This window comes from Marisediminitalea sp., assembly GCF_984433645.1.
This window is the reverse complement of sequence record NZ_CFIDRX010000156.1, coordinates 1-10271: the sequence shown is the minus strand read 5'-3', so window position 1 is coordinate 10271 and position 10271 is coordinate 1. Positions and strand designations below refer to the sequence as shown.

Here is a 10271-nt window from a genome sequence, read left to right as displayed (position 1 = left end):
AAAATCATTATAAATCAATTACTCCCAGTTATTTTATAAAAAAAGAGTTGATTTTTAAGAAATGAACGGCATATTTGCGGCTTGCTGAAAAAAGCCTGTACCTTGAAGTACAGCAAAAGGGTGTGCGATTAATAGGAAGCGCATGCCATAATCAGTCATAGACACTTTACGTTGCCTGTACAACACGATTCTGTTATAGATATCCGTTTATTTCAGGACATTTAGGGTGTCGTAGTGTAGGAGAAGTGGCACATGCCAGCTGAGAAAGAAACCAAATCCCTTGGCCTTTTGGCACTTGCCGGGCTCACCCCGTACCAGCCAAAGGACGACGAAGAGTATATGAACGATGCTCAAATGGAGCATTTTCGTTTAATACTTAAGGCCTGGCGTAATCAGTTGCGCGAAGAAGTGGATCGCACTGTAACTCATATGAAAGATGAGGCTGCAAATTTCCCTGACCCGGTAGACCGTGCAGCTCAGGAAGAAGAATTCAGTCTTGAGTTGAGAACACGTGACCGCGAGCGCAAGCTAATCAAAAAAATCGAGAAAACCCTGAAGCGCATTGAAGAAGACGATTTCGGCTTCTGTGACTCATGCGGTATCGAGATCGGTATTCGCCGTTTAGAAGCCAGACCCACTGCAGACTTATGTATTGACTGCAAAACCATGGCTGAAATTAAAGAGAAGCAACTACAGGGGTAACCCTGGTAGTACCGGCCTGTTGTCTTTAGCAGGCTGGTTGCTTTGCCACATTAGTATTGCTTTACAATAGCGATGCAGGATTCCTTGTCCCGTTTTTCTTCCCCCTCTCCCCCTAATCGGTACGTTGGCAGATTCGCCCCATCACCGACGGGTCCGTTGCACTTTGGTTCTTTAATTGCCGCCTTGGCCAGTTTCCTGGATGCAAGAGCAAACAAGGGGCGATGGCTGTTACGCATGGAAGATATTGACCAGCCGCGTTGTGTCGACGGTGCAGACACGGTCATTGTTGAACAGCTGCGAGCACACGGGCTGCAATGGGACGGAGACATCTGGTATCAGTCACAGCGACTGGATGTTTACAAAAGCATCATAGACACATTGCACCAGCAAAACCGAGTATACGGATGCGGTTGTACGCGCAAACAAATACGCCTACAAGGCGGCATATACCCCGGCACCTGCCGCCAGGCATCACGCCCGCTGCAGGACAATGCGGTGCGATTGCAGTGTGACCACATGGTTTCAGAATTCACCGACCTGATATTGGGGCCCGTAAGCGTAACCGAGCCTCATGCGCTTGAAGATACGCTGTTGCAGCGCCGTGATGGCATCTACAGCTATAATCTGGTGGTCGTGGTTGACGATATTGCCCAAGGCGTTACCCATATCGTGCGAGGCAGTGATTTGCTGGATACTACTGCGGCACACCTGACCCTGTATCATTGCCTGGGGGCCTCCCCTCCCCAATATGCGCACATTCCCGTCGCCGCCACAACAGCCGGGCGCAAGTTGAGCAAACAAAACCACGCCAGAGCATTAGATTGCCAGACGCCGGAGCATAACTTACTTCGCGCGCTGGACTTTTTAGGGCTATCTGCCGTTCAGGGCAGCACTGTATCGGATATATTAGACTCCGCAATTGCAAGCTGGCAGTATGGAAATGTGCCCAAAATGCAGGAAGTTATTGTCGATGAGGCAGAATCTACTTATCATACCGGCCGAGATATTTGAGGAGTAACCATCATCATTACCCGCGTTCTGGACAAAGTGAAGCGAGTGTTAAGCCGCGAAACAAGTGAATCCGCACTACAAGGTGTTGTGTTCCCGCGCGCCGAGCACTGTATTTCACGGGAAGACATTAGCGATAACGCGTTAAAAGTCATGTACCGCCTGAATAATGCTGGCTTTGAAGCCTACCTGGTTGGTGGCTGCGTTCGCGACTTAATGTTGGGTCATAAACCCAAGGATTTTGATGTTGTTACCAATGCAACACCGGAACAAATTAAAGGCTTGTTCCGAAACTGCCGGTTAATCGGCCGCCGCTTCCGACTTGCACATATTGTATTTGGTCGTGAGATTATCGAAGTAGCGACTTTCCGCGGTCATCACAGTGACGAGTCAAGCAACTCCAAACAGGACGAGCAAGGGCAACTGGTTCGCGACAACGTATTTGGCACCATTGAAGAAGACGCAGAACGACGCGACTTTACCTTTAATGCCATGTACTACGAAGTAGCTAACTTCACTGTCACTGACTTTGCCAACGGCGTAAACGCCATTAAACGCATGGAAGTCGACCTGATCGGCGACCCGGATGTGCGTTACCGCGAAGATCCGGTTCGCATGCTACGCGCTGTTCGGTTTGCCGCTAAACTCGGCATGAGCATCACACCGCGTACTGCCAAACCCATTTTTACTCATGGTCACCTATTGAGTAACATACCGCCTGCGCGGTTGTTCGAAGAAACCATGAAGCTGTTTTTGTCGGGTCAGGGACTTAGTACATTCCGCCTGCTTAACCAGTATAAACTGCTGGACCCACTGTTTCCTGCGCTCGCCAATGTACTGCACACCAAAGACAGTCGCGAAGTTCAGTTACTTGAAATTGTACTGAAGAACACCGACGACCGAATCAATAGCGGTCAGCGCGTTACACCGGCATTCCTTTACGCTACCTTGTTGTGGTATCCGGTTGAAGAGCACGCGATGAAACTGCAGGCTGAGGCCGGTCTTAACAACCATGATGCCTTCAATATTGCGATGGGCGATATTTTGCACCGCCAAACTCAGCGAATCATGATCCCCAAGCGTTTCAGCACTGTGATCAGAGATATCTGGATGTTACAGCAGCGCCTGCCACGTCGCTTCGGTCGCCGCGCATTCCAATTGCTGTCACACCCTAAATTCAGAGCAGGCTACGACTTCCTACTGGCCCGCGGCCAGGTAGAAGGCGGGCAAATCCTGGAGCTTGCCGATTGGTGGACACAATTCCAACACGCTGATGCTGGTAAACAAAAGAAACTGCTAAATCAGTTACGTCAAAAAGAGGGCGCAGCACCGCGTAAGCGCCGTCGTCCTCGTAAGCCAAAGCCTGAAAATCATGCAGAGTAGTCGCGTTTTTATTGGACTGGGCAGCAACCTGGGCGACTCAGTCGGACAATTGGTTGCCGCCATTTGCGCCATCAACGATCTGGAAGGCACGCAAGTCGTGAATTCATCCTCGTTTTATCAAAGCAAGCCAATGGGCCCGCCCGACCAACCGCCTTATGTAAATGCGGTGGCAAAACTCACTACCACGATGCAACCCCACGATTTATTGCGCAGTCTGCAAAAAATTGAGACCGCGCTTGGACGAATTCGCGATGGCGAACGCTGGGGCCCACGCACAGTGGATTTAGACATACTACTGTTCGGTGAAGAAACCATCGACACTCCGGATCTCACCGTGCCCCATTACGGCATGGCAGAGCGTGAATTTGTTCTGGTACCGCTATTTGAAATCGCACCTGAACTTATTATGCCCGACGGCCACCCGTTATCTGTATGGGTGTCCCGTTGCTCTCTTGATGGCCTGAAGCGCCTTCCCTCTTCCAATCGCACGTAAAATACGTATAGTTCCCGTGTATCCTCTTTAGGAGATCACCTATGAAAAAAATAACAATTTCTACCCTGCTGGCAAAAAAGCAACGCGCTGAGAAAATCACTGCGCTGACCGCTTATGACGCGAGTTTTGCCAAGCTATTCGACGAGCAAGGCATTGATGTGCTGCTCATTGGCGACTCATTGGGTATGGTGCTGCAAGGACAGGACAGCACGTTGCCGGTAACCACAACCGACATTGCCTACCACACGCGATCGGTTCGCGCTGGTGCGGAACGCGCTTTTGTGATCGCTGATATGCCATTTATGTCGTACGCAACGCCAGAACAAACCTACGCTAACGCAGCGACATTGATGGCTGCTGGCGCCAGTATGGTTAAACTGGAAGGCGGCGATTGGCTTGCAGAATCTATCAGTGGTCTGAGAGACCGTGGCGTTCCTGTGTGCGGCCACCTTGGTTTGACCCCTCAGTCAGTGAATGTTTTCGGCGGCTTTAAAGTACAGGGGCGTGAAGAGGACAAAGCACAACAGTTGCTGGATGACGCGTTAGCACTTGAACAGGCTGGTGCACAGCTACTGGTACTGGAACTGGTGCCAACTTCACTAGCCAAACGTATCAGCGAAGCACTGACAATTCCGGTTATTGGTATCGGCGCAGGTCCTCACACCGATGGACAAATCCTGGTTATGCACGACATGTTCGGCATCAGCGCCAATTACATGCCAAAGTTTTCAAAGAACTATTTAACCGAAACCGGTGATCTTCGCGAAGCGGTAAGCCGGTATATAGAACAGGTACAAGCGGGCGAATTTCCTGGCCCGGAACACAGCTTCGAGTAATCATGAAATTTATTGAAACCTTAAGCGCCCTGCGCGAGATTCGCCAGCAATGGCGTAATACTCAACAACGTGTTGCGTTCGTCCCAACCATGGGAAATCTGCACGACGGTCACATCGAACTGGTGAAAAAAGCCAGGACACTGGCTGATGTCGTTGTTGTGTCGATTTTTGTTAACCCAATGCAGTTTGGTGCAAACGAAGATCTGGACGCCTACCCACGCACTCTGGATGCCGATAAAGCCAAACTGGAAGCCGAAGGCGTAGACGCCTTGTTCTTTCCCTCAGCCAGCGACATCTATCCGCACGGTTTGAATGAACAGACGTTCGTTGAGGTCCCCGGCATCTCAGATTTGTGGTGTGGAGCCAGTCGCCCCGGGCATTTTCGCGGTGTCGCGACTATCGTATGTAAGCTTTTCAACATGGTTCAACCTGACGTTGCGTGTTTCGGCGAAAAAGACTTCCAGCAATTGCAGGTTATCCGCACTATGGTGGAAGACTTATCCATGCCCATCGATATCGTTGGCGTTCCTACCCGCCGCCAGCCAGGTGGATTAGCCATGAGCTCGCGCAACGGCTACCTGACCGAGACCCAACGACAACAAGCCACGCAAATATTCGCTACCATGAACACGATGCGTGATGCCTTGCAAGCCAGGAGTGACAGCCAACAGGCCATTCTTGACCTGGCAACGGCGCAATTAGAAGGGGCTGGCTTAAAACCTGACTACGTTGCCATATGTAATGCCCGCACATTGCAGCCAGCCACTGAAGAAGACAACGATTTGGTGATCTTAATGGCGGCCTACATGGGTAAGACCCGCCTTATCGATAATTTACACTTTACGCGTTAAGCCTCTTTCTGTCAGGGCAGACTGGTCTGCCCTGACATAATTATCACCTTTGCCCCAATCTACTTTGCCGGTCTTCTGACTCACTGCTACGCTTTACTTAGTTTCCGCAACGAGCCAATGCATTATGAGTGACTCAACACACTCAACTCACAGATTGTATGACGAGCTTCAGGAGCTTCTGCGATGTGATAATCGCGTATTCAATTTTATTGACAGTACGGCCCTTGACGGCCTTTGGTATTGGGACTTAGAAGCCCCCGAACACGAGTGGATGAGCGACTCGTTTTGGCAAACACTAGGCTATGATCCGGCGACTAAACAGCACTTAGCATCTGAATGGCAATCGATCATTAATCAGGATGACCTGGCTGTCGCGACTGAAAATTGTTTAAAGCACTGTGAAGACCCATCACACCCTTATGACCAAATTGTTCGCTATACCCACGCCACGGGGAAAACGATCTGGGTTCGCTGCAGAGGGATGGCCATCCGGGACGAATCCGGAAAACCGATTCGATTGCTTGGTACACATACCGACGTTACCGCATTAAAAGAACAAGAGCTGACGCGAGTACAAACTGAACAAGAGCAAAAACTGGCCTACAAAAAACAAGCCCTTGTACTCGAGGAGCTCGAAAGGACGGCCAGTATAGGCACCTGGGAGATAGACTTACAAACCAATGAAATCACCTGGAGCCCACAAACCAAGCGTATTCATGAGGTCCCTCAGGATTACACACCAACCATTACTTCCGGGATAAACTTTTATAAAGAAGGCGAGAGCCGCCGTGTGATATCTGAAGCAGTAGAGCAAGGTATTGCCCATGGCACGCCATGGGATTTAGAACTTGAACTTGTCACCGCCAAAGGAAGAAATATTTGGGTGAGAGCCTTGGGTAAGCCCCACTTTGAGGACAACAAATGCGTCCGCTTATTTGGTGTTTTTCAGGACATATCCCAACAGAAACAAGTTGAAAAAGCGTTGCGTGATGCTCGCCAGGAAGCCATAAATAACGCCGTTCGATTGCAACTTGCCCACAACTCAGTCGGTATGGGTGTGTTTGAACTGGACCTGACAAACGGCGAATTACACTGGGACAAGTGGATGTACCCGCTCTACGGCGTATCTGAAGCGCAATTTTCCGGCGCTTATGATGCCTGGGAACGGTGTGTTCACCCCGAGGATATAGAGCAAGCGAAAGCGCTACTGGTTACCGCTATTGCAGAAACGAGTACGTATGACACCCAATTCAGAATTATCCGGCCCGACGACGGCAAGGTTCGACACATCAAGGCAAATGCGGCCGTAGTTACCGACGATACTGGCACGCCAGCCAAAGTGATTGGGGTAAACTATGATATTACCGACAAAGTAAATACGATGGCGGTGTTAAGGCAAGCTAAACAGAAAGCGGAAAGCGCGGCGCAGGCTAAGAGTGACTTTCTCGCCAATATGAGCCACGAAATCCGCACTCCGATGAATGCCATTCTGGGCGGAATTCAACTGCTAAGAAGCGCTAACCTGAATGAACCTCATAAAACGATTATTAACAATGCCGCTTTTTCGGCACAGAGTTTACTCACTATCATCAATGATATTCTCGATTACTCGAAAATTGAGTCCAACAAACTTACTCTCGAAAAAGCGCCCTTTTCCCTCAAAGATGTTATCAATTCGATCACTTATGAACTGGATGCACTGGTTAGCAATAAAGGCATAAAGTTAATCACCGCCATAGAGAAAAACGCAGAAGATGGCTGGATAGGAGATGTAGTCCGGGTAAAACAGGTGCTGCTGAATATTGTGTCCAATGCCGTTAAATTCACCTCTGAAGGCGAAGTACGCGTGCATATTCATTGTGAAAAGTACCAAACCAAGCAGGCATTGTTTATTGAAGTGACCGATACCGGCATTGGTATGTCTGAAGCGATGTGTCAGCGTATTTTTGAACGCTTTACCCAGGCAGATACCTCTACGACCCGGAAATTTGGTGGCACTGGCCTGGGTATGTCGATTACGCAAAGCCTGGTTAATTTGATGGGGGGCGAACTGAGGCTCAATAGTACAGAGGGTAAGGGCACAACGGTGAATGTCATTTTACCCCTGACACCAACGCCGCTGGATGAAACAGGTACACCAGTAAGAACCTTATCGACGCCGCAACTTGCCGGTGTGCGCGTACTGGTAGCCGAAGACAATGCAATCAATCAGGCTGTTATAGAGGCGTTTTTAAATGAAACTAACGCGGATATTACGCTGGTTGAGAATGGTATAGAAGCCGTCGATACAGTGAAACGTGAGGACTTCGATATCATACTGATGGACATTCATATGCCTGAAATGGACGGGCGACAAGCTCAACAACACATCGCTCAGCTAAAAAAGCACATTCCTATTGTCGCGCTCACTGCCAATGTCATGCCTGACGACGTAGCCGACTATATAAAGCAGGGATTCGTGAGCCACATTGGCAAACCTATTGAGGTAACTACCCTGTACAGTGTACTCAGGCAGTATACCGGGCGTGGATAGCGGAAACCTCGGCTTTTAGCCTTAATTGTTGACGACGTTGGCTAACGGTTCCCCGGAGGGCGTTAAGTCCTGCCAGACACGATTGCGCATCGCAATTTCATGCTGCTCTTGCAAAATCGCTTTTAAGTCGGCCAGTGTGGTTAATGGATTTGCCAGCACCACCCTGAATACCGTAATGGGATAAGCACCGTAGGTCGGGCTTTCCAGGCGTGTCCTTGAGACAAACGATTTACCCGCCTCACGTTGAAGCTTTTGCACATTTACAACTAATCTGTCGACTTTGCCATTCAGTCGCTGCGCTTTACCGGCAGGTAACGCGAGTAAGGTTTGCTGAACAGACTGCGGACAGACACGGTAGGTCAGTAACGAAAGCGTTGGCGAGGTAACCAGCTCAAAATCCGGATGCTCGTCTATCATTTTGGCGAATTGCTTCGCTTTGTCGATACTTTGATTGATCAGCAACTCATAACCACGACGCCCCAGAATATGTAATGACGAATACACCATCATCGCCATTCCGTTACGCGAGCCTTCCAGCGTTGTAGCGCCGAGGTCTTTTGAACCTTCCCGAAGGATATACTGCGCATGATGACGTACCGCATTGGCATGCTCAGGATTCTTAAACAATGTCATACCGGCCCCCATGGGGACATACATCTGTTTATGGGCGTCGATGGTAACAGAATCCGCCCGCTCAATGCCTTTCATAATGTAGCGGTAAGACTGTGAAAACAACGTCGCACCGCCCCAGGCAGCATCGACATGGAACCAGCACCCCAACTCTTTTGCCACATCAGCCAGTTCATCCAACGGATCGACATGACCGGTTTCCGTGGTCCCACCAATCCCGACAATGGCCAGCAGCCGGTTGCCTTGTTCCTGGTAGGCTTTTCCTGCCTGCAGGGCTTTTTCCGGATCCAGCACCTGATCTGGACATGGTAATGTCAGCAGGCCTTCCCGGCCGATGCCCAGCAGATCAACGGCTTTCGACAAACTGTAGTGACCACGTTTTGAGCAAAGCACGCCGAGGTTGTTGATGTTGTAGTGACGAAGTGCACTGGCCAGGCCCGCTCGCGCGACGCCTGAAAAGCCTGAGTCAGGCCCGAGAAGTTTGTTTCTGGCAACCCACAAAGCGGTAATGTTAGCAACAGTGCCACCTGAACAGAATGCGCCCAATGCGTGACGGGCACTGTGCAGGTATTGCTCGTAAAATGATTCGGTCTGTTCATAAACAAGGTTGTGCATCATGCCAAGCACCTGACGCTCCAACGGAGTGAATGCTTTTGACGTCTCAATCTTAACCAGGTTTTGATTTAAACCAACAAGTAGCTTCGACAACGACAGATGAAAATACGGCAGCGCCGAGGTCATGTGCCCGATAAAGGTTGGAGAATAGGTATTAACAGAGTGAGCAACCAGCTTTTCCAGCAGGTTTTCCGCATGCGTCGACACGAACTCTGGCGATTCAGGCATTGCTGCATCGGCAAAGTCCTGCTCAACCTCTTCCAGCGAGGTTTTCTTAGTCACCACATGTTGCGACAAAAAATCCAGGATATTGTCGGAAAGGTGTTGTTCAATTTGTGCCAGCTTGGAGTCTTTGTGTTCCGGTTTGGTAAACACACGAAACAGGTGCTCTAAGCTTACTTGTGCTTCACCCACACTACACACCTCTCGAATAGAAACAAATTTCTGTGGCAGACCTGTTCACTGGCCCTATTTTCCACAGCATTGCGATAAGGCTACGTTTGAAACTCACCCTGTAAACTTAGCGGCAACCTTTCTTTCTGTTACCGAACTTTATCGCAGAATACACAATACACCAAGTACCGGAGGCGCAATTGAATGTCACACCGGTCATTTCAGGGCAACGATTATAAGGATTTTAACGTAAAAGCCCACGAAAAAGTGTAACACTATTGACACAAACGCCTACTTTCGCAGCATTTTCGCGCACTTTCAAGACTATGCGTCAGTGCTTCTCAATACCCAACAATCCTGACCACTGCGTAAATACTTCTCTTCAAAAGGGGTAATGGGGTCTGACGTTGCCACTTTTTCTATACGGGTGGCTTTGCCATAAAGTTCGCAGGCTCTGGCAAATTCCTGTAGATACAACAGCCAGTTGCTGCGCACTTCAATGAGCGGCGAAATAGCCATTAGATCGGGCATCGCTGGCCCACCGTGCCAACGCTTTTGCACCTGAGCAGATTTGGGGTAAGGGTTGGGGTAAAGTAAATAGTGACGCTCAATATGCCAAGCAGCTGTGGCTTGCGCCTCGTGTAACAGTCGCCAGAAGTCGTTCACATCGGCCCGGAAAACCCGGTAGTTATTGGCGTCCTGCTGATAGTGAGCGTGCTTGTCGACCCGCAATGCAGACTTGTCTAATCCAATTACACGGGCGTGCGGGTAGAGCTGAGCCAGTGTTGCGGTGCTTTTTCCCACTCCACAACACGAATCAACAATTA

The 10271-nt window shown here is 49.7% G+C and carries 9 protein-coding genes; 7 read left to right on the top strand and 2 right to left on the bottom strand.

The annotated features are described in order from the left end of the window. The first annotated feature begins 252 nt into the window (after positions 1 to 252). The 7 genes from dksA to AC4MRN_RS16345 all read left to right on the top strand — a co-directional run bounded on the left by dksA (position 253) and on the right by AC4MRN_RS16345 (position 7806). Positions 253 to 702 (top strand): RNA polymerase-binding protein DksA, encoded by a 450-nt coding sequence (dksA, locus tag AC4MRN_RS16375; protein WP_073320848.1) that lies wholly within the window; start codon positions 253 to 255, stop codon positions 700 to 702. Between the two features lie 84 nt (positions 703 to 786). Continuing rightward, complete coding sequence (gluQRS, locus tag AC4MRN_RS16370) at positions 787 to 1713, top strand: tRNA glutamyl-Q(34) synthetase GluQRS (RefSeq protein ID WP_491203879.1); 927 nt, start codon at positions 787 to 789, stop codon at positions 1711 to 1713. A 45-nt stretch (positions 1714 to 1758) separates the two neighbouring features. Then, the gene (gene pcnB / locus AC4MRN_RS16365; RefSeq protein WP_491203878.1) at positions 1759 to 3093 is read left to right on the top strand and encodes a polynucleotide adenylyltransferase PcnB; all 1335 of its coding nucleotides are present in this window, start codon (positions 1759 to 1761) and stop codon (positions 3091 to 3093) included. Further along, complete coding sequence (gene folK / locus AC4MRN_RS16360; RefSeq protein WP_073320854.1) at positions 3083 to 3586, top strand: 2-amino-4-hydroxy-6-hydroxymethyldihydropteridine diphosphokinase; 504 nt, start codon at positions 3083 to 3085, stop codon at positions 3584 to 3586. The genes pcnB and folK overlap by 11 nt, the downstream gene beginning before the upstream one ends. Positions 3587 to 3627: 41 nt before the next feature. Continuing rightward, complete coding sequence (panB, locus tag AC4MRN_RS16355; protein ID WP_073320856.1) at positions 3628 to 4422, top strand: 3-methyl-2-oxobutanoate hydroxymethyltransferase; 795 nt, start codon at positions 3628 to 3630, stop codon at positions 4420 to 4422. A gap of 11 nt (positions 4423 to 4433) precedes the next feature. Continuing rightward, positions 4434 to 5273 (top strand): pantoate--beta-alanine ligase, encoded by an 840-nt coding sequence (gene panC / locus AC4MRN_RS16350; protein ID WP_491203880.1) that lies wholly within the window; start codon positions 4434 to 4436, stop codon positions 5271 to 5273. A 124-nt stretch (positions 5274 to 5397) separates the two neighbouring features. Next, positions 5398 to 7806: a PAS domain-containing hybrid sensor histidine kinase/response regulator gene (locus tag AC4MRN_RS16345; protein ID WP_491203877.1), complete on the top strand. Its 2409-nt coding sequence runs from the start codon at positions 5398 to 5400 to the stop codon at positions 7804 to 7806. A gap of 21 nt (positions 7807 to 7827) precedes the next feature. Here the strand turns inward: AC4MRN_RS16345 and panP are convergent, their stop codons facing one another. Together panP and trmB are read right to left on the bottom strand one after the other, a co-directional pair. After that, positions 7828 to 9465 carry a pyridoxal-dependent aspartate 1-decarboxylase PanP gene (panP, locus tag AC4MRN_RS16340; RefSeq protein ID WP_491203876.1) on the bottom strand — a complete coding sequence of 546 codons (1638 nt, stop codon included), beginning with the start codon at positions 9463 to 9465 and terminating at the stop codon, positions 7828 to 7830. A 303-nt stretch (positions 9466 to 9768) separates the two neighbouring features. After that, positions 9769 to 10269, bottom strand: a complete 501-nt coding sequence (trmB, locus tag AC4MRN_RS16335; protein WP_491203875.1) for a tRNA (guanine(46)-N(7))-methyltransferase TrmB — start codon at positions 10267 to 10269, stop codon at positions 9769 to 9771. Between the last annotated feature and the right edge of the window lie 2 nt (positions 10270 to 10271).

Excerpts from the sequence above, each read along its gene's own strand:
- dksA (WP_073320848.1), top strand. The coding sequence starts at position 253 with ATGCCAGCTGAGAAAGAAACCAAATCCCTTGGCCTTTTGGCACTTGCC.
- folK (WP_073320854.1), top strand. The coding sequence starts at position 3,083 with ATGCAGAGTAGTCGCGTTTTTATTGGACTGGGCAGCAACCTGGGCGAC.
- panB (WP_073320856.1), top strand. The coding sequence starts at position 3,628 with ATGAAAAAAATAACAATTTCTACCCTGCTGGCAAAAAAGCAACGCGCT.
- AC4MRN_RS16345 (WP_491203877.1), top strand. The coding sequence starts at position 5,398 with ATGAGTGACTCAACACACTCAACTCACAGATTGTATGACGAGCTTCAG.